Origin of the sequence: Streptomyces sp. NPDC088254 (genome assembly GCF_044740925.1) — a bacterium.
GTDB lineage: Bacteria > Actinomycetota > Actinomycetes > Streptomycetales > Streptomycetaceae > Streptomyces.
Window position 1 is genome coordinate 1,056,963 of sequence record NZ_JBIURQ010000001.1, and the last position, 20,033, is coordinate 1,076,995.

Annotated in this window: 18 protein-coding genes and 1 pseudogene; 10 read left to right on the top strand and 9 right to left on the bottom strand. The window is 73.1% G+C overall.

Annotation, left to right across the window (positions count from 1 at the left end):
* Nucleotides 1-82 precede the first annotated feature (82 nt).
* A complete protein-coding gene (locus tag ACIOC0_RS04580; RefSeq protein ID WP_402152372.1) occupies nt 83-1,198 on the bottom strand; it encodes a sensor histidine kinase in 1,116 nt (371 codons plus the stop codon).
* Nucleotides 1,198-1,860, bottom strand: coding sequence for a response regulator (locus ACIOC0_RS04585; RefSeq protein WP_402152375.1), 663 nt, complete (start codon nt 1,858-1,860; stop codon nt 1,198-1,200). Before ACIOC0_RS04585 ends, ACIOC0_RS04580 begins: the two co-directional genes overlap by 1 nt.
* Nucleotides 1,861-1,991: 131 nt before the next feature.
* On the opposite strand from ACIOC0_RS04585, the gene ACIOC0_RS04590 reads away from it, so the two are divergent.
* Nucleotides 1,992-3,296 (top strand): DUF418 domain-containing protein, encoded by a 1,305-nt coding sequence (locus ACIOC0_RS04590; protein ID WP_402152378.1) that lies wholly within the window; start codon nt 1,992-1,994, stop codon nt 3,294-3,296.
* 79 nt (nt 3,297-3,375) lie between these two features.
* On the opposite strand, the gene ACIOC0_RS04595 is transcribed toward ACIOC0_RS04590, so the two are convergent.
* The 3 genes and pseudogenes from ACIOC0_RS04595 to ACIOC0_RS04605 all read right to left on the bottom strand — a co-directional run.
* Complete coding sequence (locus tag ACIOC0_RS04595; protein WP_402152381.1) at nt 3,376-3,948, bottom strand: dihydrofolate reductase family protein; 573 nt, start codon at nt 3,946-3,948, stop codon at nt 3,376-3,378.
* A gap of 201 nt (nt 3,949-4,149) precedes the next feature.
* Nucleotides 4,150-4,503 carry a VOC family protein gene (locus ACIOC0_RS04600; protein ID WP_402152384.1) on the bottom strand — a complete coding sequence of 118 codons (354 nt, stop codon included), beginning with the start codon at nt 4,501-4,503 and terminating at the stop codon, nt 4,150-4,152.
* Between the two features lie 58 nt (nt 4,504-4,561).
* Nucleotides 4,562-4,873 (bottom strand): annotated as a pseudogene (locus ACIOC0_RS04605) (Tat pathway signal sequence domain protein); the annotation flags it as partial.
* A 303-nt stretch (nt 4,874-5,176) separates the two neighbouring features.
* Here ACIOC0_RS04605 and ACIOC0_RS04610 point away from each other — a divergent pair.
* Nucleotides 5,177-6,061: a hypothetical protein gene (locus ACIOC0_RS04610; RefSeq protein ID WP_402153208.1), complete on the top strand. Its 885-nt coding sequence runs from the start codon at nt 5,177-5,179 to the stop codon at nt 6,059-6,061.
* A gap of 194 nt (nt 6,062-6,255) precedes the next feature.
* Here ACIOC0_RS04610 and ACIOC0_RS04615 read toward each other — a convergent pair whose 3' ends face one another.
* Entirely contained in the window at nt 6,256-7,749 is a 1,494-nt protein-coding gene (locus tag ACIOC0_RS04615) for a DUF1775 domain-containing protein (protein ID WP_402152386.1), read from the bottom strand.
* 175 nt (nt 7,750-7,924) lie between these two features.
* On the opposite strand from ACIOC0_RS04615, the gene ACIOC0_RS04620 reads away from it, so the two are divergent.
* The 5 genes from ACIOC0_RS04620 (at nt 7,925) to ACIOC0_RS04640 (ending at nt 13,891) form a co-directional block, all read left to right on the top strand.
* Nucleotides 7,925-8,536: a TetR/AcrR family transcriptional regulator gene (locus ACIOC0_RS04620; protein ID WP_402152389.1), complete on the top strand. Its 612-nt coding sequence runs from the start codon at nt 7,925-7,927 to the stop codon at nt 8,534-8,536.
* On the top strand, nt 8,533-9,564 hold the full coding sequence (locus tag ACIOC0_RS04625; RefSeq protein ID WP_402152392.1) for a DMT family transporter: 1,032 nt from the start codon (nt 8,533-8,535) through the stop codon (nt 9,562-9,564). Before ACIOC0_RS04620 ends, ACIOC0_RS04625 begins: the two co-directional genes overlap by 4 nt.
* A gap of 9 nt (nt 9,565-9,573) precedes the next feature.
* Complete coding sequence (locus tag ACIOC0_RS04630) at nt 9,574-10,023, top strand: RpiB/LacA/LacB family sugar-phosphate isomerase (protein WP_351089439.1); 450 nt, start codon at nt 9,574-9,576, stop codon at nt 10,021-10,023.
* Between the two features lie 172 nt (nt 10,024-10,195).
* A complete protein-coding gene (locus ACIOC0_RS04635) occupies nt 10,196-12,580 on the top strand; it encodes a phosphoketolase (protein WP_402152395.1) in 2,385 nt (794 codons plus the stop codon).
* Nucleotides 12,581-12,871: 291 nt separating this feature from the next.
* Nucleotides 12,872-13,891 carry a RimK family alpha-L-glutamate ligase gene (locus tag ACIOC0_RS04640; RefSeq protein WP_402152398.1) on the top strand — a complete coding sequence of 340 codons (1,020 nt, stop codon included), beginning with the start codon at nt 12,872-12,874 and terminating at the stop codon, nt 13,889-13,891.
* On the opposite strand, the gene ACIOC0_RS04645 is transcribed toward ACIOC0_RS04640, so the two are convergent.
* Both ACIOC0_RS04645 and ppk2 read right to left on the bottom strand, forming a co-directional pair.
* Nucleotides 13,881-15,809, bottom strand: coding sequence for a PAS domain S-box protein (locus ACIOC0_RS04645; protein ID WP_402152401.1), 1,929 nt, complete (start codon nt 15,807-15,809; stop codon nt 13,881-13,883). The genes ACIOC0_RS04640 and ACIOC0_RS04645 overlap by 11 nt on opposite strands.
* Nucleotides 15,810-15,928: 119 nt before the next feature.
* The gene (ppk2, locus tag ACIOC0_RS04650) at nt 15,929-16,732 is read right to left on the bottom strand and encodes a polyphosphate kinase 2 (RefSeq protein WP_402152404.1); all 804 of its coding nucleotides are present in this window, start codon (nt 16,730-16,732) and stop codon (nt 15,929-15,931) included.
* 135 nt (nt 16,733-16,867) lie between these two features.
* Here ppk2 and ACIOC0_RS04655 point away from each other — a divergent pair, with 135 nt between their 5' ends.
* A complete protein-coding gene (locus ACIOC0_RS04655; protein WP_402152407.1) occupies nt 16,868-17,722 on the top strand; it encodes a fructosamine kinase family protein in 855 nt (284 codons plus the stop codon).
* 49 nt (nt 17,723-17,771) lie between these two features.
* Here ACIOC0_RS04655 and ACIOC0_RS04660 read toward each other — a convergent pair whose 3' ends face one another.
* Nucleotides 17,772-18,137, bottom strand: coding sequence for a DUF6479 family protein (locus ACIOC0_RS04660; RefSeq protein ID WP_402152410.1), 366 nt, complete (start codon nt 18,135-18,137; stop codon nt 17,772-17,774).
* Between the two features lie 98 nt (nt 18,138-18,235).
* Here ACIOC0_RS04660 and ACIOC0_RS04665 point away from each other — a divergent pair, with 98 nt between their 5' ends.
* Nucleotides 18,236-18,610 carry a ferredoxin gene (locus ACIOC0_RS04665; protein ID WP_351089453.1) on the top strand — a complete coding sequence of 125 codons (375 nt, stop codon included), beginning with the start codon at nt 18,236-18,238 and terminating at the stop codon, nt 18,608-18,610.
* 190 nt (nt 18,611-18,800) lie between these two features.
* Nucleotides 18,801-19,979, top strand: a complete 1,179-nt coding sequence (locus ACIOC0_RS04670; RefSeq protein ID WP_402152413.1) for an acyl-CoA dehydrogenase family protein — start codon at nt 18,801-18,803, stop codon at nt 19,977-19,979.
* The last annotated feature ends 54 nt before the right edge of the window (nt 19,980-20,033 follow it).

Below are 20,033 nucleotides of genomic sequence, written 5' to 3' on the forward strand. Positions count from 1 at the left end.
GTGACGGACCCCGACAGGGGCAGACGTTACGCGAGCCGCTCCCGGCTCTCGGCATCACCCGTGCCCACAGCGGCCCCGGGCTTCACGCCCCGTCCGCCGGGATGTCCAGGCTCACCGAGTAGCCGCCGTCGGCTGTGGGGCCGTGGGCGAGGGTGCCGCCCAGGAGTTCGGCTCGCTGACGCAGACCGACCAGGCCCTGGCGGGAGCCGGGCAGGGGGATGGCCGGCCTGGTGGGAGCCGTGTTGGTGACGGTGACGCGGACGGCCCCGTTCCGGAGCCCGGCGTGGACCGTGGCCGTCGCTCCCGGGGCGTGCTTGCGGACGTTGGTCAGCGCCTCCTGCACCGTGCGGTACACCGCCCGCTGGACGGTCGGCGGGAGCCCTTCGGGCAGGTCGGCCCGCAGCTCGGTCTCGATGCCGCTGCCGCTCACCAGGCGCGGCAGGTCGGCCAGGGACGGCTGGGGAGTCAGCTCGGTCGGGCGGTTGCCGGCGGCGCGCAGCACCCCGACCATGTGCCGCAGCTCGTCGAGGGTCCGCACGCTCAGGCGCCGGATCGCACCCGCCGTTTCTCTGACCTCGGCGTCCCGGGCGCCCATCTGGAGCGCCCCCGCCTGCACCGCGATCAGGCTGACCTGGTGGGACACCACGTCGTGCATCTCGCGGGCGAGCTGGGCGCGTTCCGCCGCCAGCAACGACTGGGCGGTCAGCAGCCGTTCGTTCTCCCGGGCCTCGGACACCTCGGCGAGCCGCACGGTCAGCTCCCGCCGGGTCTGGACGAGCTGGCCGAGGAACACCAGAGCCGCCGCAGTGGCCAGGGTGTACCCCAGGCTGATGAGCAGAAAGCTGTCGGAGATGGGGACCGCTTTCAGGGACGGCGGCCAGTGCCAGGGCAGGATGTCGCTGATCGTGAACGCGACCGCGCAGCCGACCAGCACCGAACGCCGGCGCGTGTGCGAGGCGACCGTGTAGAGCGCGGCCAGCGTGGCGAACACCGCGTCGGTGACCAGGGAGGCGGGCACGGTCAGCGCGAACGTGAGCAGGGGCAGCCGGCGGCGCAGCGCGAGTGCCGCGGCGGCGAGCAGCCCGCAGGCCAGGGCCAGCCGCTCCGTCGGCTCGACGTTGACCCACACGTCCAGCAGGGCGGCCACGATCAGCGCCCCGTCCAGCAGCGCGGGGACGGCGACGGCACGCGAGGGCATCACCCGTCCCCCTCCCGCGGCAGCTTCAGCAGGCCCGCGCGTTCGGCGAGCAGCGCCGCCTGGACACGGCTGTCCACCCGCAGCTTGGTGAGGATGGCGCTGACATGGTCCTTCACGGTGCCGGCGCTGAGATGCATCCGCGCGCCGATGCGGCCGTTGGACAGCCCCTCGGCCACGAGGACCAGGACGGAGCGCTCCCGATCGGTCAGCCGCGCGACGGCGCGGGCGGCGGGCTCGCTCGTCTCGTGGTCCAGGAAGCCGTCCACGACGGTCCGCGTGACCTTGGGCGACAGGACGATCCCACCCTCGGCCAGGGTGCGGACCATGGGCGCCAGCTGTTCGGGATCGGTGTCCTTGAGCAGGAAGCCCGCGGCGCCCGAGCGCAGAGCCGTCGACACGTACTCGTCCATGCCGAACGTGGTGAGCATGGCGACCGCCGGCGGGTGCGGCAGCCCGCACAGGTCGGCGAGGACGGTCAGGCCGTCGATGTCGGGCATCCTGATGTCGAGGAGCACCACGTCGGGCTGCTTCTCCTCGGCCGTCCGGACCGCCAGACCGCCGGGCACCGCCGCCACGACGGCGATGTCGCCGGCCGCGTCGAGGATGTGCGTGAACCCGGTACGGATCAGGGCCTCGTCGTCGACCACCAGCACCCGGATCACCTGCGGCTCCCTTCCTCAGGGCTCGCACGGGGCCCGCCGGGTCACCGGGGCGGCCCCCGCCGGTGGGCAGGGAATGTCAGGAAACATGAGGGTTGTGATTCAAACGAGCGGAATGCACAGTCTAAGGAGATATGACTTGCGACGTCCCCTCACCCGCACCCCGTGTCGCGGTATCAGCGCCGCCGACCGCGGAGACGGGCCGTCCCACCCGGGGCGGGGAGACCAGGCGTTCCGACCGAGGCGGGGAGGGGGATCGTCGCACCCGCCCGGTCCGCACTCAGCCGTCGGCCCGGCGGCTGATCGGCGTCGATCTGGCCCGCGGGCTGGCGATGTTCGGGATGTACGCCGCCCATGTCGGCCCGGAGCCTTCGGAGGGCGGGCCGACGGGGTTTCTGATGGAGGCGGCGCGGGGCCGGTCGTCCGCCCTGTTCGCCGTCATCGCGGGCTTCTCCCTCGTGATCCTCACGGGCCGCCCGCAGCCGATGACCGGCCGCCCGGGCCGGCAGGCCGCGGGCCGGGTCGTCCTGCGGGCGCTCGTCCTGATCCTCATCGGCTTCGCCCTGGCTGCACTGGGCACCTCGGTCGACGTGATCCTCGCCTACTACGGGCTCACCTTCCTCCTCGTTCTCCCGCTCTGCAGGCTGCGGGCGGGGACGCTGGCCGCCGTCGCGGCCGCAGGCGCGCTCGTCCTGCCCCAGGCGCTGTACGTGATCCAGCAGGCGATCGACGAGGGGAGCTGGTCCGACACTGTCATCGGATGGGACCCGCTGGCGCGGATCACCGGCACGGACGGCCTGCTCGACCTGCTGTTCACCGGCGCGTACCCGGTCCTGACCTGGGCACCGTTCATGATCGCGGGCATGGCCGTCGCCCGTCTCGACCTCACGCGAACCGCCGTCCTCAGGGGCCTGGCGTCGACGGGCGTGGCACTCGCCGTGCTCGGCTACGGGGGCTCCTGGCTCGCCCTGCGTCTCGTGCCGCACGCCACCGCCGCGATCGCCGCGGCCTCGGACGGCGGCTCGGCGTCGACGGCCTGGTGGACCGACGCCGTGGGCGATCCCGTCGAACACACCCCGTCCTGGCTGCTGGTGGCGGCGCCGCACAGCCAGACGACAGCGTCCCTGGTCGGCAACACCGGCGTCGCCCTGGCAGTCCTCGCGCTGTGCCTCGTCCTCGCCGCCCGCATGCCACGCCTGACACGGCTGACGAGGCCGGTGTGCGCGGTCGGCGCGATGTCCCTGACCGCGTACGTGCTGCACATCGTCGCCATCCGCGTCCTCGGCGTCGACGACTCGGAGCTCCCCGCGACACCGGTGCTCCTGGGTTTCGTCGCCGCCGCCATGCTCCTGGCGTTGGCCTGGAGCCGCGTCTCCCCACGCGGCCCCCTCGAACACCTCCTCAACACCGTGACCAAGCTCGCCAGGCACATCAGGTGAACCGGCCCGCCCCCGACGAGGCCACGGACACACGGGCGAGCCGCGTACGGCCGCCTCCCCCCATCGGCGGCCGTCCGCCTCAGCGGAGGACGTCGAAGACGTTCTTCTGCAGACCGTTGGCGTAGGCCTCGTGCTCGACCAGCTTCAGCCGCTGGGCGTCCTTGTCGGTGGCGCTGAACAGCCGCTTGCCGGCGCCGAGCAGGAGCGGGAAGACGAGCAGGTGATAGCGGTCGATCAGGCCCGCGTCCGAGAGCGCCCGGTTCAGTGACGCACTGCCGTGCACGATGATCGGGCCGCCCTCGGTCTCCTTCAGCGCGGCGACCTCGTCGAGCGAGCGCAGGATCGTGGTCTCACCCCAGTTCGACACGAGGTCGTCCTCGGCGAGGGTGGTGGAGACGACGTACTTCGGCATGACCTTGTAGTCCGCGAAGTCCTCCATGTCGGGCCACACCGCGCTGAACGCCTCGTAGCTGACCCGGCCCATCATCATCGCCGCGGCCTCCTTCTGCTCCCGGCCCTTGATCTCGAAGGCCTCGGGAAGGAACTCGGTGTGCTTGAACGTCCACCCCGAGTTCCGGTAACCGGGCTCGCCGCCGGGGGCCTCCACGACGCCGTCGAGCGAGATGAAGGCGGTGCTGATCAGAGTTCGCATGGGTGTTCCTCGGGGTCTCGTGACCGGTTCCCGGTCGGCTCGGTGAGTGCGCGCCTCGCCCGCGTTCGCGGCCGCGGCGCCCCAGTCGTGAACTCTGACGGAGGAACACGCGAAAACTCATCGGCCGGCACGGCGATCTCGGTGAAGAAGTTCTCAGGGACGTTCTCAGGGACTCAGGGCGTTTCCAGGAGCCGCGGGGGCTCAGGCGGGCTGCCACAGTTCGATGCGGTTGCCCTCCGGGTCGGTGACCCAGCCGAAGCGGCCGACGCCCGCCATGTCCTGCGTCTCCTCCGCCACCTCCGCTCCCGCGGCGCGCAACTGCGCGAGCATCGCGTCCAGGTCACGGACGCGGAAGTTGAGCATGGTCTGCTGGGCACGCGACCCGAAGTAGTCGGTCCCGGATTCGAAGGCAGCGAACACCGTCGGCCCGGGGTCCTGGCGCCACAGACCGTTGTCGTCGGCGTCCAGTCCGAGGCACTCGCGGTACCAGGCGGTCAGGGCGGCGGGGTCGGCGGCCCGCAGGAAGTACCCACCGATTCCGAGCACACGTTCCATGGGGCCATGGTGTCAGAGCAGAGCCGGGCGGCGGGCCGCCGGGCGTCTCGACGCCGCCTCACGCCCCCAGCGGATTGACGCGGGTCGCCGCGAGCACGTACCAGGCGGTGGCGCCCGTGTGGCGGTACGGGTAGCAGCCGAACCCGAAACCGGTGTCGAGCGGACTGCTCGCCGAGACGACTCCGCAGCCCTCGGCGACCGTCCGGCCCTCAGGGTCTGGCCGCCCGCCCAGCGGCTCCTGGGCACTCTCCACGGAGGCCAGCAGCCGCCGGGCGCGGGCCTCGTCCCCTCGGGCGCACCGGGTGCGCAGAGCCAGCGCCAGGTGCGGCTTCCCTTCGAACCACACGCCCTCGCGGTCGGGCCTGGGGTGCCCGCTCAGGAGCGCGGGCTCATCGTGCTGGCCTCCGGGGGCAGGTCAACGGCTTTGACAGGGGGGCGGGTTGAGCCGACCGGGGGAGTAACCGTGACACCGGGTGTGCTCGATGTGCGGGGTCGGGCGGTGCGGGGGAGTGTGGACACCGTGCGAGACGAGAGCGCGCGCGGGCGTGGCAGCGGCAGGCGGCCGCGCGGTGCGGGTGCGGGCGGCGCGGACCGCGAGGGCGAGGCCGAGGCCGAGGGTGCGGGCGGCGCGGACCGCGAGGGCGAGGCCGAGGCCGAGGGTGCGGGCGGCGAGCTGGAGTCCGAGCTGGACGCGCTCTACACCACGCCGCCGTCCCGCTTCGTCGCGCGTCGCGAGGAGCTGGCCCTGGCGGCCAGGTCGGCCGGTCGCACCGAGGACGCCCGGCGCGTCCGGGCCGCCCGCCGCCCCTCGCTGGCGGCCTGGGCGGCGAACCTGCTGCTGCGCTCCGAGTCCGAGGAGAGCGGGCGGTTCCTGGAGCTGGGCCGGGCGTTGCGGGAGGCGTACGGCACGCTGGACGGGGCCGGGATCAAGGAGCTGTCCGTCCAGCGCCGCCTGGTCGTCGCCGCGCTGACCCGGCAGGCGGCGCGACTCGCCCTGGAAGCGGGGGAGCGGCTGTCGGGCACGGTGCAACGGGAGATCGAGTCGACCCTGAACGCCGTGCTCGCCGATCCGCAGGCCGCCGAGCAGTGGGCCACGGGCCGGCTGGAGAGCGCGCTCACGCCGCCCTCGGAGTTCACCCCCGGTCCCTCCGCCTCAGCCGGAGCACGGCCCCGGCCCGCCCGCTCGACGGCGCCGCCCGCCGCCGAGCGGGCACGGGCGAAGGACGAGCTGGCCGAGCGCCGGCGTGAGAAGCAGCGGTTGCTCACGCAGGCCCGGAAGGCGGCCCAGGCAGCCGAACGGCGACTGCGCGAAGAGCGCCGCCGGCGAGCCGACGCCGACGCCGAACTGGAGCGGGCGCACGACCGCCACGACGAGGCCCGCCGGCAGGTCTCCGCCGTCGAGGAGCACCTGCGCCAGGCGCGCGAGGAACTCCGCCGGGCGGACCGGGAGTGCCAGGAGGCCGAACAGCGGAGCCACGAGGCCGAGGAGGCGCTCGAGCGTGCCGAGAGTGAGGCCCGACACAAGGCCGAGGAGGTCGACCGCCTGTCGACCCGCTGACCGACGGACGCCGGTTGCGGACGGCCCCCCGACCCCGCCCCGAGTCACCGAAGTCGGACTGCCGACTGACGTCGGTGCGCCGGGGCGGGTGCCGTCACCCCGCGACACGCAGGCGAGCTGACCGCCGCTCCGGTGACACCCGCCCCGGTCGACCGCCCACGGCGGCCGGCCTCGTCCCCCGTCGGCCGTGTCGGCTACTGCTGCGAGCCGGCCCGGCGTCGTACGAGGAAGACCGCGGCCGCTGCCGCCACGAGGAGTGCGGCGATGATGCCTGTCCAGGCGCCCGCCGACAGTCCGCCGTCGTCGTCCTTCTCGGCCGCCGCCTGCGGGGACGCGTCTTCGGCGGATGGCGAAGGCGACGCGGAGGGGCTCGCCGGCGCGGCCGAGGTCTCCGGCGCGCCGGGGGAGGGGGCGGCCGACTGCGCACCGGGCGCCGCCGCCTTCAGCTTCAGTACGGGGGCCTGGTTGCCGTGCCCGTGCCCCTCGCCCTCCGACTCGCCCAGCTCGATCCAGCGGTCCACCTTCCCGTCGCCGTACGTCTGGAGCGTCTTGAACACCAGCTCCTTGGCGTCCGGCAACTGGCGTACGACGACGGAGTGTTCGGCATCCTCGCCGATCTTCACGGCGGGGCCCTTCACGACGTAGCCGTCGTTGGTCGCGGTGAACGTCCAGCCCTTGGGGCCCTCGCCGTACACCACGTCGGTGGGGGCGATGCCCTTGGGCAGGATGATCCGCAGTTGTGTGATGCCGGCCGAGGCGGACTCCGACTCGGCCACGAAGGTGAGTTCGACGTTCTGGGCCAGCGCCTGAGCGGTCTTCGACGTCACCTCCACATGGGCGGCGGCCGGAACGGCGGTGAGCAGGACGGCGGTTGTCGCGGCGGCGGTGGCGACGGCGAGGCGCCGCGCGGTGTGCGACAGGGTGTTGCGGGACATGGGTGTCTCCAGGCACGGGTGACGGGGTGGGCCAGGGAAGGCGGACGGCGTGACCGAACGGCCGTCCCGGCGGGGCCAGTTGGCGAGAGCCGTCCCCGTGGGCGGAGGACCCCGCCGTACCACCGCGTGTGTGAGCACCGGTAGGGCCGACGGCCATCGGTCGTCGCGCGCCGGTACGACCGTCGGCGTTCCGTGTTCCGTCCCGGCCCGCCCCCTGGCAGCGGTCGCGAGGCCGGCGGCGGTGTGCAGATGCGCCCGTACGGCGTCGAGCGCCGCCGTGAGCCCCCGGGCCGGCGTCCAGCACGCCGTGTCCGCCCGGTGCAGCAGAAAGGCGACCAGCGCGGCGACCAGCGTGTGGGCCGCCGTCATGGCCAGGGAGTCGTGCACGCGCGCGTGCCAGGCGGCGGGGAGGTGTCCGCCATGCGCATGGCCGCCCATGGCCGAGTCGGCGCCCTGGGGCGCGGGGACGTCGTGCGGCGTCAGCCTCAGCCACAGGTGCAGCCCGGACTGCGCGGCCACGCTGGCGGCGACGACCGTGACGAGCCGCCGCGGGCGACGCACGCCGACCAGGCCCAGCGCGAACAGTGCGACGGCCGCGATCGAGCCCCGCGTCCACGGCACCCGCTCCTCGGCGAGCAGACGGTGGGCGCTCGCGCCCAGTGCCGTGCCGACGGCGGCGAACACCGCCGCCCGCGGGACGGCCAGGGGCGCCTGGCGCCCCGCTGCGCGGGAGGTGGTGACGAGTCGGTGCATGGCCCGATCATCATGAGCCATCACCCGCCCGATCGGCGGCCGGTGGGGGAAAGGGACCGATACGTCCCTCACCGGCACCGCCGCTTACCCGAGCCACGCTCATTAGGTAGACTGACCTACCTATTATCGGAGCGAACCGCGACGTAAGAACTGTGACCACCGCTACGGAGGAACCGTGACCCGCGAGACCGGAACCGCCGCGCCCCGCCCCGGCCGGCGGCGGGGCAGCGCGCGGGAGCGGCTGCTCGCCGCCGCCGCGCGCCGCTTCTACGCCGACGGTGTGTCGGCCACCGGGATCGACGCCATCACCGCCGAAGCGGGCGTGGCGAAGATGAGCCTTTACAACAACTTCTCCTCCAAGGCCGACCTGGTGCTCGCCTACCTCGACGCCCGGCACGAGGAGTGGCTGGCCCTCTACCGGCGCCGGCTGGAGGAGACCACGGACGCCCGGGGCGGCGTCCTGGCGGTCTTCGACGCGTACGCCGACCACGCGGCGTCCGCCTACGAGCGCGGCTTCCGGGGATGCGGACTGCTGAACGCGGCCGCCGAACTGCCCGCGGGCGACGCGGGGCGCGCGGTGGTGCGCCGGCACAAGGAGGAGGTCGAGGCGCTGCTCGCCGGACACCTGGCGCACGTGCTGCCCGGGCGTCCCGAGGAGGCGCGTGCGGCGGCGGAGCATCTGGCGTTCCTGCTGGAGGGCGCCATGGCCCGCGCCGGTCTGGAGGGTGCCGGAACGCGTCTGGAGCACGCCCGCACGATGGCGGCCGACCTGCTGGACCGGCTGTGAGGGGGCCTTCCGGACGGGCCTCCGCCTCGGTGGGCATCGGCTCGCTGTGCGTCCTGGCGGCGTCGGTGCTGTGGGGCACCACGGGCACCGCCGCGACCTTCGCCCCGGACGTGGGCCCGCTCGCGATCGGGGCCGTCGCCATGGGCCTCGGCGGACTGCTCCAGGCCCTCGTCGCCGCTCCTCGCATCCGCCGGGAAGCGCCCGCGCTGAGGGCGCGGCGCGCCGTCGTACTGCTCGGGGCGGGCGCGGTGGGGGCCTACCCGCTGGCGTTCTACAGCTCCATGCACCTGGCCGGGGTCGCCGCCGGAACGGTGGTGTCCATCGGCTCGGCCCCGCTCGCCTCGGCCGTCATCGAGCGGGCCGTGGACGGACGGCGGCTGACGCGCCGCTGGACGGCCGGCGCGGCCCTCGGCCTGACCGGGACGGTGCTGCTGTGCGCGGCCGAGGCGTCCCGGACGCATTCCGCCACCGGAAGCCGCTCCGTCGGGCCGACCGTGCTCGGGGTCGGGCTCGGCCTGCTGGCCGGCTTCACCTACGCCCTGTACTCGTGGGCGGCGCACCGCCTGATCAGCGGTGGGGTCACCTCCGGCGCGGCCATGGGCGCCGTCTTCGGCCTCGGCGGACTGCTGCTCCTGCCCGTGCTGCTGGCCACCGGGGCCCCGCTGCTCGACTCCCCGCAAGCCGCCTCGGTCGGCCTCTACATGGCCCTGGTGCCCATGTTCGTCGGCTACGTCCTGTTCGGCTGGGGCCTGGCCCACGTCCCGGCGAGCACCGCGACCACGCTCTCCCTGCTGGAGCCCGCCGTCGCCGCCGTCCTCGCGGTCCTGGTCGTCGGCGAACGTCTGCCCCCGCTGGGCTGGCTCGGCGTAGCCCTGGTCGTCGCCTGCCTCGCCGTCCTCACCGCCCCGTCCCGCGCCGCACGCACGCCCGCGGAACCGGAGAACCCGCCGGGCGCACCCGCCCCGGAGCCCGGGCGGGCCGCCCCGAGCCGCCCCACCGGCGCGACAGCCCACCGCTCGGCTCAGTAGGCTCCAGGCATGCGGATCTCCGTTTCCTCGGACATGGACGAACCCGTGGCCCGCGCCCTGGTCGCGGAGCTGCGCGGACGCGGGCACGACGTCGTGACGCACGGAGCGCTGCGCCCCGGCGCGGACCCCCAGTGGGCGGTGTGCTCGGAGGCGGCGGCACGGGACGTGGCCGACGGGGTGTCGGAGCAGGCGGTGGTGTGCTGCTGGACCGGCACCGGCGCGTCCATCGCCGCTAACAAGGTGCCCGGCGTGCGGGCTGCCCTGTGCACCGACGCCTACACGGCCGACGGCGCCCGCCGCTGGAACGACGCCAACGTCCTCGCCCTCGGACTGCGCCTCACCTCGGAGCCGCTCCTCAAGGAGATCCTCGACGCCTGGTTCGGCGGCGACGCCAGCGAGGACGTCGAGGACCTGCGCAACATCACCCACATCGCCCGCCTGGACGCCGGACGCGGGTAGGACCGGAGCCCCCCTTGCGTCGTTGCAGGGGCGGGCGGTCCGGAGGCGGGCCCGATCGGCTCCGTCGCAGGGGGTCGTTCGGCCCTGGCGGGTACCCGGCGGCCGGGAGAGGGTGGGGAGGTGCGCACCGGCATGCACCTCCCGCCGACCCCGCTCCGGAAGGGAACCCTAGATGTCCGTCGACACGCAGCAGGCGTCCACCCGGCTCACCGACGACGAGCTGAGGACACTGGACGCCCACTGGCGCGCCGCGAACTACCTGTCCGTCGGCCAGATCTACCTCATGGCCAACCCCCTGCTCACCGAGCCGCTGCGCCCCGAACACGTCAAACCCCGGCTGCTCGGCCACTGGGGCACCTCACCCGGCCTCAACCTCGTCCACACCCACCTCAACCGCGTCATCCGCGCCCGTGACCTGGACGCGCTGTGCGTCTGGGGCCCGGGGCACGGCGGGCCCGCCGTGGTCGCCAACTCCTGGCTGGAGGGCTCGTACACCGAGATCTACCCCGACGTCACCCGGGACGCGGCCGGCATGGCCCGCCTGTTCAAGCAGTTCTCGTTCCCCGGCGGTGTCCCGAGCCACGTCGCCCCCGAGACGCCCGGCTCGATCCACGAGGGCGGCGAACTGGGTTACTCGCTCTCCCACGCCTACGGCGCCGCCTACGACAACCCCGGCCTGCTCGTGGCCTGCGTGATCGGCGACGGAGAGGCCGAGACCGGCCCGCTGGCCGCGTCCTGGCACTCCAACAAGTTCCTCGACCCCGTCCACGACGGCGCCGTCCTGCCGATCCTCCACCTCAACGGCTACAAGATCGCCAATCCGACGGTCCTCGCCCGCCTCCCCGAGTCCGAACTCGACGAGCTGCTGCGCGGCTACGGCCACGACCCGGTCCACGTCACCGGCGACGACCCGGCCGCCGTCCACCGCGCGATGGCCCAGGCCTTCGACACCGTGCTCGACCGCATCGCCGCGATCCAGCGCGCCGCCCGCGAGGACGGGGCCGTCGAACGTCCCCGCTGGCCCGTGATCGTCCTGCGCACCCCGAAGGGATGGACCGGCCCGGCACAGGTCGACGGCCTCCCGGTGGAGGGCACCTGGCGCTCCCACCAGGTGCCGCTGGCCGCCGTCCGCGACGACCCCGGTCATCTGCGGCAACTGGAGACATGGCTGCGCTCCTACCGCCCGGAGGAACTCTTCGACGAGCGCGGCGCGCCGCGGCCCGACGTGCTGGCCTGCGTCCCCGAGGGGACCCGCCGCCTCGGCGCCACTCCGCACGCCAACGGCGGCCTGCTGCTGCGCGAACTCCCTGTGCCGGACCTGGAGCAGTATGCCGTCCCCGTCGACAAGCCCGGCGCGACCCAGCACGAACCCACCGCCGTCCTGGGCGAGTTGCTCGAAGAGGTGATGCGATCCACGGCCGACCGGCGTGACTTCCGCCTGGTCGGGCCCGACGAGACCGCGTCCAACCGCCTCCAGGCCGTCTACGGCGCCAGCGGCAAGGCGTGGCAGGCGGGGATCCTCGAGGTCGACGAACACCTCGACCGGCACGGCCGGGTGATGGAAATCCTCTCCGAACACACCTGCCAGGGATGGCTGGAGGGATACCTCCTCACCGGACGGCACGGACTGTTCTCCTGCTACGAGGCGTTCGTGCACATCGTCGACTCCATGGTCAACCAGCACATCAAGTGGCTGCGGGTCACCCGCCGGCTGCCCTGGCGCGCACCCATCGCCTCCCTCAACTACCTGCTCACCTCGCACGTCTGGCGCCAGGACCACAACGGCTTCTCCCACCAGGACCCCGGCTTCGTCGACCACGTCCTCAACAAGAGCCCGGAAGCCGTTCGGGTCTACCTGCCGCCGGACGCCAACACCCTGCTGTCCGTGGCCGACCACGTCCTGCGCAGCCGTGACTACGTCAACGTCGTCGTGGCCGGAAAGCAGCCCTGCTTCGACTGGCTGAGCCTGGAGCAGGCCCGTGTCCACTGCGCGCGCGGCGCCGGGATCTGGGACTGGGCCGGCACGGAGACCGGCACGCGCGAACCGGACGTCGTCCTCGCCTGCGCCGGCGACGTCCCGACCCAGGAGGTGCTGGCCGCCGCCCAACTGCTGCGCCGGCACCTGCCGGAGCTCGCCGTGCGGGTCGTCAACGTCGTCGACATCTCCCGGCTGATGCCCAGCAGTGAACACCCGCACGGCATGAACGACTTCGAGTTCGACGGACTGTTCACCGCCGACAAGCCGATCGTCTTCGCCTACCACGGCTACCCCTTGCTGATCCACCGCCTCGCCTACCGCCGCAACGGACACGCCAACCTGCATGTCCGCGGGTACAAGGAGTTCGGCACGACGACCACGCCGTTCGACATGGTCGTGCGCAACGACCTCGACCGCTACCGGCTCGTCATGGACGTCATCGACCGCGTGCCCGGGCTCGCCGTGCGCGCGGCGGGCGTACGCCAGCGGATGGAGGACGCGCGACTGCGTCACCACGACTGGATCCGCGTCCACGGCACCGACCTGCCCGAGGTCGCCGACTGGTCCTGGGACGGCTGACCCGTCGGCCGGGGCCGGCTGGGGCAGGGCGCACGGGTGGGGGCGGGCGGCGCAGGGTGAGGGGCAGGGCGCCGGCCCGTGTGCGCCCTGTTCCGTCTTCCCCGCGGGCGCTTACAGTGTTCGGCCGGCCCCCGACGAGGATCCGGCGGGGCCCGAGCCTCACCACCGTCGTGGCCACCGGCCGCCGGGGGCGAGGACCACCCGCGCGACAGGCACCATCCCGTGACGCCGTTCGGCCGCAGTCGGGTGCCCGCGGTCCGAACACGCGTCGTGAGCCATTGGAGGCCGCTCGTGTCCCGACCGTGCATCGCCCTGATCGCTGATCCGACATCGCCCGAAGGCTGCCGGGAGTACCTCGCCCGGGCGGTGGAACTGCTCACCGGCGCACCGCCCGTCCGGGTCGACTCCCGGCACTTCGCGACCGGCGGGGCCGGCCGCCACATCCGCGACGGAGACCTGTTACGGCTCCGAGTGCCGCACGAGGGAGTCGACTTCACGCCCGACATCGTCGTGCTCTATGAGATACCGCCGCACCGCCGCCGCGCCTACGCCCCCTTCCAGGACCTGCTGCGACGCCACGGTGTGCCGACCCTCGCCGCAGGCCCGGACGCCTGGCGCGCCGCGACCGAGAAGAACCTCACCGTCGAGCGCTTCCAGCGCGACGGCGTCGCCCAGATGGAGACCCTCGTCCTGTCCCGCCCGTCGCCCAGGGAGACGGCCGCCGCGTTCGAACGGCTCGACCGCGACGCCTGGGCCCGCCCGGTCGTCGGCACCGGCGGCAACGACACCTTCCATGTCACCACCCCCGCCGTCCTCGCCCGGGCCAGGGCCTTCTACGCCGAGCGGGGCACCGACTGGATGCTCTCCCGGGACGCCGGCAACATCACCGCCGACGGCATGCGCCACCAGTTCCGCGTCTTCGTCCTCGAAGGCCGCGTCGTGCACGCCCGCGAGCACCTCCAGCCCGACCCCGACACCCCGTGCAACACCTGCCGGGGAGCCACCGCCGTGCACATCGCCCCGCCGGACCTGCCGCCCCGCCTCGCCGACCTCGCCGTCGCCGCGACGCGGTCGGTCGGGCTGCCGTTCGCCGGGGTCGACCTCGCCGTCGAGAACGGCGGCGTGGTCTTCGAGGTGAACGTCCAACCCGCCTTCGTCGACGGTGACATCGAGGTCGACGCCGTGGCCGTGCCGTACATCCGGGCGCACTTGGAGGTCTACGCGGCGGCCCGGGGCGCCGGCCGGGCGGCCCGGCTGTCCCGCCCGGCCGGGACGGTCCTCGGCGCCCGTCCCGGAGGGTTCACAGCCTGAGCGTGAACCACGTCGTCTTGCCCTCGTCGGTCGGACGCACACCCCAGTCCTCGGCGAGGGCCCGGACCAGGATCAGACCGCGCCCGCACTCCTCGTGCTCCGCCGCCTGGCGCGGCTGCGGCAGCTGCGGGCTGCGGTCGCCGACCTCGATCGTGAGGTCGGTGGCGGTGCGGTGCAGCCGCAGACTGATCGGGCCTTCGGCGTGCAGCACGGCGTTGGTCAGCGTCTCCGACAGCAGCAGAAGCGCGTCGTCGGCGTGCTCGGCGCAGTTCCACGAGGTCAGCGCCTTGTGCAGAAAGGCTCGCCCCTCCGGCACGGAGGCCGCGACGGCGGGGAGTTCGGTCGTGACCGCCGCCAGCGGCGCGGCCGGCAGCTGCGCCAGCAGCAGGGTGACGTCGTCGTTGTGGCTGTCGGGGTCGGGCAGCAGGCCGGCCAGCACCTGGTCCGCCGCGGCCTCCAGGCAGGGCTTGCCGAGGAGTAAATCCTCCAGCAGCAGGCTGAGTTCGCCGATGCGCAGCTCGATGTCACTGCCCGGCGTCTCGATCAGGCCGTCGGTGTACAGCACCAGGGTGGCGCCCGGAGGTATCTCCGAACTGGACTGCTCGTACAGCACGTCGCCCACGCCGAGGGGCGCATTGACCGGACAGGACAGGGGCCGGATCCCGTCGTCCGCGCGTGCGACCAGGACCGGCAGATGGCCCGCCGAGCAGACGGTCACGGTGCCGGCGTCCGGCGCGATCACCAGGTAGCAGCAGGTGACCAGCTGGTCGGGTACGTCGAGGTCGGCCACACAGGTGTCCAGCGCCCGCATCAACTGCCGCGGCTGCATACCGGTCTTCGCCAACGCGTGTGCCGCCGAACGCAGTTGGCCCATCACGGCGGCGGCCTCCAGACCGCGACCCATCACGTCGCCTATCAGCACCCCCACCCGGTCGCCGCCCAGCGGGATCAGGTCGAACCAGTCGCCGCCCACGCCGGCGCCCTGGGTCGCGGGCCGGTAGCGGCTGGCTGTGGCCAGGCCCGGCAGCGCGGGCGGGGTGCCCATCAGGGAGCGCTGAAGGGTCAGCGCGATGTGCCGCTGCTGCTCGTACAGGGCGGTGAGCTCGGCCTCCGCGCGCTTGCGGTCGCTGATGTCCCGCACGATCGCGCACGCCCCGACCACCGTGCCGTGCGTGTCGCGCGTCGGCCACAGCGTCACGTCCACGTCGAGCAGCGCCTCGGTGCGGGTGACCCGCAGGGCCTCGAAGTGCTCCACCTTGCGGCCCCTCCGCAGGTGCTTGAGCAGTGCTCTGACCTCGCCGCGCAGGTCCGGCGGCGCCAGCAGCGACACGTTCAGGCCGATGACCTCCTCGGCGGTGTAGCCGTACAGGCGCTGCGCGGCGGCGTTCCAGTACGTGATGCGGCCGTCGAGGGTGTGGGCCAGGATCGCGTCCTGGGAGGACTCCACCAGCGCGGCCAGTTCGTTGATGCGGGCCTCGGCCGCTTTGCGGTCGCTGACGTCCCGAACCGCCGCCGACACCAGCAGGCCGTCCGTCGTCTCCAGCGGGCTCAGACTGATCTCGACGGGGAACTCGGTGCCGTCCTTGCGCAGTCCGTGCAGTTCCAGACCGGCGCCCATGGGGCGGACCTGGCGGTTGGCCGCGTATCCGTCACGGTGCTCGGTGTGGTTGTCGCGGAAGCGGTGCGGCATCAGCAACTCGACCGGACGGCCCAGGAGTTCCTCGCGTCCGTAGCCGAAAAGCGCCTCCGTCTGGGCGTTGACGAGCCTGATGGCGCCCGTGTCGTCGACGATGACCATCGCGTCGGGCGCGGCCTCCAGAAGCCCCCGGAACCGCTCCTCGGCCCCGGCCTCACGCACCGGGACGTGGCAGTCGCACCGTTGTCGTGCCGCCGGTGCCGCCTGCATCAAGTCGGCCATGATCCACCTCACCTTGCGCGACGATGAGGGTCATCACAGCGCTTTTCCGCCACCGCCGTCAGGTGATGTCGTTTACTGACCGCTCACGCCCGAAGCTGGCCACAGGCGTCCCGTGTGCGTCACAGGTGCGCCGCGTGGTCGGGGACGTAGGTCTGCAGATCGCGCGGGGTGCGCCGGTATCCCGTGGACGGCGGCCGCTCCGGAAGCTCCGGCACGGGCGGCAGCTCCTTGCGGTACGGCACCGAGTCCAGAAGGTGGGCGATCATGTTCAGCCGGGCCCGCCGCTTGTCGTCGCTCTCCACGATGTACCAGGGCGCCTCGGCGATGTCGGTGTGCACCATCATCTCGTCCTTGGCCCGGGAGTACTCCTCCCAGCGGGTGATCGACTCCAGGTCCATCGGCGAGAGCTTCCAGCGCCGCAGCGGGTCCTCCAGGCGGCGGCGGAACCGGTCCTGCTGCTCGGTGTCGCTGACCGAGAACCAGTACTTGCGCAGCAGGACGCCGTCCTCGACCAGCATCCGCTCGAAGATCGGGCACTGGCGCAGGAACAACCGGTGCTCCTCGTGGGTGCAGAACCCCATCACGCGCTCGACCCCCGCCCGGTTGTACCAGGACCGGTCGAACAGCGCGATCTCGCCACCGGCCGGAAGCTGCTCGGCGTACCGCTGGAAGTACCACTGGGTGCGCTCGCGTTCGGTCGGCTTCGGCAGCGCGACGATCCGGGCGACACGGGGGTTGAGGTGCTCGGCGATCCTCTTGATCGTGCCGCCCTTGCCGGCCGCGTCCCGCCCCTCGAACACGACGACCAGCCGCACCCCCTCGGCCCGCACCCACTCCTGCAGTTTGACCAACTCGGTCTGCAGCCGCAGCAGTTCCTCCTCGTACGCCTTCTTCGGCACCCTCGCCGACCGCGCCTCGCCCATGCCGCCCGTCCCCTCGCCGCCCGCGGAACGCCTACGGCTCTCACGGTACGCGGGGGGTCGGACAGGGGCGCGGCGCGCGCCCGCCGAGTCGCGAAGGGCCGCGGCGGCAGGCGTCGTAGGGTGGGGCGGATGGGTATGGCTGACGATGCTCCGGGACACGTGGCCGCCCGGTTCACGGGCGGGGTCGCCGTCCGGGAACGCGCGGTGGCCGGGAACCTCGTGGAAGTGGTCCTCGAGGACGGGCGGACCGTGCTGGTCAAGAGCGCGGGGGACCCACGCGCGGTGCGGGCCGAGGCCGCGGGGCTGCGGTGGCTGGCCGACGCCGGCGCGGTCCGGGTGCCGGCCGTGCACGGCCATGACGGGCGCCGGCTGGTGATCGACCGGGTCCTGGGCGGCCGCCCGTCCCCCGAGGCCGCCCGCCGGTTCGGGCAGGCGCTGGCCGCCCTGCACACCGCGGGCGCTCCCGCCTTCGGCGCTCCGCCGCCCGGCGGGCCGGAGGACGCCTTCATCGGCCTCGCACCCCTGCGCAACGTGACGGGCGCGGACTGGCCGGCCTGGTACGCCGAGCATCGCGTGCTGCCGTACCTGCGCCGGGCGGTCGACGACGGCACCGTGCTCCCCGCCGAGGCGGCCGCCGTCGAGCGCCTGTGCGCGCGGCTGCCCGAGCTGGCCGGCCCCGCCGAGCCGCCCGCGCGCCTCCACGGCGACCTGTGGAACGGCAACGTGCTGTGGGGCGATGACGGGAACGTCTGGCTGATCGACCCCGCCGCGCACGGCGGACATCGCGAGACCGACCTCGCGATGCTCGACCTGTTCGGCTGCCCGCACCTGGAGCGGGTGCTCGACGGCTACCGGGAGACGGCCCCGCTCGCCGACGGATGGCGTGAACGCGTCGGGCTCCACCAGCTCTTCCCGCTGCTCGTCCACGCGGTGCTCTTCGGCCGTCCGTACGCGGAGCAGGCGGCGGAGGTCGCGAAGCGGGCGCTGTGAGGGGCGGGCGACACGTCCCAGCCTCCGCGCGGGCCGCCCGCCCGCCGGCTCAGTGGCCGCCCAGACCGCCGCCGCCGAACGAGCCGCTGCTGCCCTTGCTCCAGCGCGGCCGGGACTTGGCATCGCTCGGCCGGGTCTGCAGATTGGTCAGCTCGTACGGGGTGAGCGCGCGACCACCCTTGGGGACCCGCGGTACGTCGTCCGGCTCCCGGTTCTCGCGGATCTCGTGCACCGCCCCCTCCGGCGGAAGGTGCGGCTGCTCATCGGGACGCGGCCGGGGAGGTTCGCGCCGCTTGACGCGTGCCCCCAGCCAGAAACTGCCGGCCAGCAGGGCCACGAGGACGATGGCCACCAGGAACATCGCCAGGCTGAGCAGACCGCTCGACGCGGCCAGCTGCGAGGTTGCGGTAGACATATCAGGCGAATACCCCCGCAATCGGACATGAACCCCCTGGCCGGGCTGCGGACGCCGAGTGATGGTTTGGCCCGGCCTGTCCCGGCAACCCGCGTGGTGTGACTACCACAGCATCCCAACAGGAACTCTTCCGGTTCCTGGAGGACCGCTTCGCTTGCGCCCAGGCCTGCACCGAATGTGCCCGCTCCTGTGCGCTGCGCGCGAGCCTCGTGGATCCGGACGGAACGGAACAGCAGGAACTCCTGCGACGCAAGGGCATCATGTGCGCGGAGGTCTGCGACGCGACCTGCCGCGTGCTGTCCGAGGACAACCGGATGGACGAGGCGGGCATCCGCGTCCAGCTGGAGTGGTGCCGGACCGTCTGCCTGGAGACCGCCCACGTCTTCGACAAGCAGCCGGGCGCGGAGGACGGCGCGGCCGCCTGCCGCGCCTGCGCCAAGGCCTGCACGGACTTCCTCGCCACACTGAACTGAGCGCACCTCGAGCGCGACCCCGTGAGTGCGGCCCCGCAGTGACCGCGCCCCTCCTGAGCTTCCCTGAGCTCACTCGGCAGCCCCCTGCGCCCCCGGTGCGGTGCACCCCGCGCCGCCCATTCCCAATTTCTGGAACACGTTCTACGGTGTGCGCCGTCAGGACACCGGCCTTGGGAAGCCAGGAGGCGCCGTGCACCTCGACCACACCCCCGAGCAGCTCCGGCTGCGCACCGAACTGCGCGCTTACTTCGCCGAGTTGGTGCCCCACAACGCCTACGCCCGGCACTCCGACCCGGTCGGCGCCAAACGCTTCTACCGCGCCGTCATCCGCCGCCTCGGCGCCGACGGCTGGCTCGGCGTCGGCTGGCCGAAGGAGTACGGGGGCCGCGGCCTGACCCCCATCGAGCAGTTCGTCTTCTTCGACGAGGCCGCCCAGGCCGGCGTACCGCTGCCCCTGATGGCGCTCAACACCGTCGGCCCGACGATCATGCGGTACGGCACGCAAGAGCAGAAGGCGTACTTCCTGCCGAAGATCCTCTCCGGCGAGATCGACTTCGCCATCGGCTACAGCGAGCCCGGCGCGGGCACCGACCTGGCGTCCCTCAAGACCCGCGCGGTGCGCGAGGGCGAGGAGTACGTCGTCAACGGCCAGAAGATCTGGACCACCAACGGCGACACCGCCGACTGGGTGTGGCTCGCCGTGCGCACCGACCCCGACGCCCCGCCGCACAAGGGCATCACCATGCTCCTCGTGCCGACCACCGACCCCGGCTACTCCTGCACCCTCATCCACACCCTCGCCGGACACGACACCACCGCCAGCTACTACGAGAACGTCCGCGTCCCCGTCACCCACCGCGTCGGCGCCGAGAACCAGGGCTGGCGGCTGATCACCAACCAGCTCAACCACGAACGCGTCACCCTCGCCGCCCACGGCACCATGGCGATCCGCGCGCTGCACGACGTGCAGCGCTGGGCGACGGAGACCAAGCTCGCCGACGGCCGCCGCGTCGTCGACCTGCCCTGGGTGCGGCGCCGGCTCGCCCAGACCCACGTCAGACTCGACGCGCTCAAGCTGCTCAACTGGCAGATGGTGGGGGCGCTGCAGAACGGCACGCTCACCCCGCAGGACGCCTCGGCCGTCAAGGTCTACGGCTCCGAGGCGCGGCGGGACGCCTACGCCTGGCTGATGGAGATCGTCGCAGCCCCGGGCGCCCTCCAGGAAGGCTCGGCGGGAGCCGTCCTGCACGGGGAACTGGAACGCGGCTACCGCTCCGCCGTCATCTTCACCTTCGGCGGCGGAAACAACGAGATCCAGCGGGAGATCATCTCGTGGATCGGCCTCGGGATGCCGCGCGTGAGGCGTTGACCGGCGTGTGACCACAGTCTGCAGTTGTCACGTACCGGGGACAGTCGACACCAA

Bases quoted from the DNA above. Each gene is read 5' to 3' on its own strand.
- ACIOC0_RS04645 (WP_402152401.1), bottom strand. From the start codon at position 15,809: ATGGCCGACTTGATGCAGGCGGCACCGGCGGCACGACAACGGTGCGAC.
- ACIOC0_RS04590 (WP_402152378.1), top strand. From the start codon at position 1,992: ATGACTTGCGACGTCCCCTCACCCGCACCCCGTGTCGCGGTATCAGCG.
- ACIOC0_RS04635 (WP_402152395.1), top strand. From the start codon at position 10,196: ATGTCCGTCGACACGCAGCAGGCGTCCACCCGGCTCACCGACGACGAG.
- ACIOC0_RS04615 (WP_402152386.1), bottom strand. From the start codon at position 7,749: ATGCACCGACTCGTCACCACCTCCCGCGCAGCGGGGCGCCAGGCGCCC.
- ACIOC0_RS04580 (WP_402152372.1), bottom strand. From the start codon at position 1,198: ATGCCCTCGCGTGCCGTCGCCGTCCCCGCGCTGCTGGACGGGGCGCTG.
- ACIOC0_RS04660 (WP_402152410.1), bottom strand. From the start codon at position 18,137: ATGTCTACCGCAACCTCGCAGCTGGCCGCGTCGAGCGGTCTGCTCAGC.
- ACIOC0_RS04655 (WP_402152407.1), top strand. From the start codon at position 16,868: ATGGCTGACGATGCTCCGGGACACGTGGCCGCCCGGTTCACGGGCGGG.
- ACIOC0_RS04600 (WP_402152384.1), bottom strand. From the start codon at position 4,503: ATGGAACGTGTGCTCGGAATCGGTGGGTACTTCCTGCGGGCCGCCGAC.
- ACIOC0_RS04595 (WP_402152381.1), bottom strand. From the start codon at position 3,948: ATGCGAACTCTGATCAGCACCGCCTTCATCTCGCTCGACGGCGTCGTG.
- ppk2 (WP_402152404.1), bottom strand. From the start codon at position 16,732: ATGGGCGAGGCGCGGTCGGCGAGGGTGCCGAAGAAGGCGTACGAGGAG.
- ACIOC0_RS04630 (WP_351089439.1), top strand. From the start codon at position 9,574: ATGCGGATCTCCGTTTCCTCGGACATGGACGAACCCGTGGCCCGCGCC.